The 1,821-nt window shown below is 73.4% G+C and carries 1 pseudogene; it reads left to right on the top strand.

The annotated features are described in order from the left end of the window. Positions 1-1,821 (top strand): annotated as a pseudogene (locus ABZY11_RS44215) (DNA-binding protein); the annotation flags it as partial.

Here is a 1,821-nt window from a genome sequence, read left to right as displayed (position 1 = left end):
ACCTCGTCGGTGGCGGCCGGGCTTCCCGGACTGCCTAAGGCGATCGAGCTCCTTTCGTGGCAGCCCTCCGAGTCTCTCGCGCTCGCGCCGCAGGAGGTCGCGGCCGCGGCCGGTGCCGATCTCGGCGAGGCCTTGGCGCGCACGCTTCGGGGCGGTCTGTGGGAGGAGCTGCGCTGGCCGGCGTGGGAGGAGGCGCTGACGGAGCTGGCACCGGGGCACCACACCACCGAGGGTCTGACGGTCGTCGAGGCCTGGCCGTATCTGATCGTGGCCAACGCGACGCAGGTGCGCGTCATAGACGCCGACTCCACCGTTCTCGTGCACGATCTGCGGCTGCCCACCACGTCCGTGTGGCGGACGGGCTTCCACTACGTGGACGGTGCGTTGCTGGTGTTCTGGAGCACGTACGGTCGCGGCGAGCCGCAAGGCTACTGGCACACCGCGCCCGACACGGTGTTCGCTCTCGCTGGCGCCGACTCCTGGGCCATGCGTTCGGATCACCTCAGCCTGCAGCTGCCCGGCGGCGGCCGAACCACCGGCGGCGGGGTCCTCCACAGCGGCGACACGAAGCTGCCCGCGGAGCGCGCGCTGCTCTCCGACGGCACGTCGTACTGGGTGTGGCAGAACAGGGACGGGGAGGACAAGGGCGGCTGGCTCGAATACGACCCCGTGGGCGGTGCGTACGGCCGGCGCTCGCAGCCCGGTTTCCTCGCCGACGCGCTGCTGCGGCACGCCCCCGGGGCCGAGTTGGCGGCCGGCTCGTGCTGGCTGCGGCCCGCCCCGGCGGTGGCGGGTTCGGCCCAGGGGACGTCCGCGGACGGGCTCCTCGGCTGGCGTGTCGTGCGGCTGTCCGACGGCGGCCACCACGGCGAGGACACCACCGGACGGGTCGTCACCCTTCCGAAGGGCGCCGACAGGCCGGTCGCCGCGCTGACGTTCCCCGGCGACGACCGGCCGCGGGCGCTGACCCAGCAGTGGCGCGAGCTGTTGCTCAGTGACCCGGAGGGCACGGTCACGACGTCGGCCCAGTGCGAACACCGCAACGAGCTGTACGGGACCGCGGCTCAGGCCCTGCCGCCGCTGCCGTACCTGTACATGCTGCGCGCGCGTGATCCGCAGGGGTCGGCGGCGCTGCGGGGCGCCGACGCGGAGTCGGCCGGCGTCCTGCTGAAGGCGGCTGTGCTCGCGGAGCGGGTGGCGGACCTGCCCGAGCTGGTGAGCGCCGCGCTGCCGCAGGTCTCGGCACCCGAGCTGGTCGCCGGCGTGGTGAAGGTGCTGCGCTTCGCGGTACAACAGCAGAAGGCGCTGGACGCCGTGGCCGCACGGCTCGACCCCGCCGCCGAGCCCACGGAGGTCCGGGTCCAGGGACCGAGCGACCACGTGCTCGCCGAGGCGCTGCACGGCATCGTCAATACCGGCTACTACCGCTACGGCGCGGACACCGACGTGACCCACCGATACCTGGAGACTCTGGCGTCCGTGCGCGCGGACACCGCCGCCACGGCGCTGCCGGGCCGGCTGCACTTCGATCTGCCGTCGCTGCCCTACTCGGGACTGCCGTTCGTCTCGCTCTTGGACGACCCGGCCGCGATCGCCTACCGGGCCGTCGCGCCCGGCAGCGAACCGGCACACCGGGCAGCCCTGCTCGAAGTCCTCGGCCGGGTGGACGCGCTGGGGCTGGCCTCGACGGCGGCCTCGGCCGGTCACTGGCGCCGGGTCCTGGTCCTGGCTTTCTGTCAGATAGTCCCCTATGTGTTAGCCCAGGCGCTGTCGGGGCCGATCATCGACCGGGTCGGCCCCAAACGCATCAGCGTGGCCGGC

This window comes from Streptomyces sp. NPDC006510 (assembly GCF_040611955.1).
In the GTDB taxonomy this organism is placed as follows: Bacteria; Actinomycetota; Actinomycetes; order Streptomycetales; family Streptomycetaceae; genus Streptomyces.
Note: the sequence above shows the minus strand (reverse complement) of the source record. Positions and strands in the feature narration are given on the sequence as shown.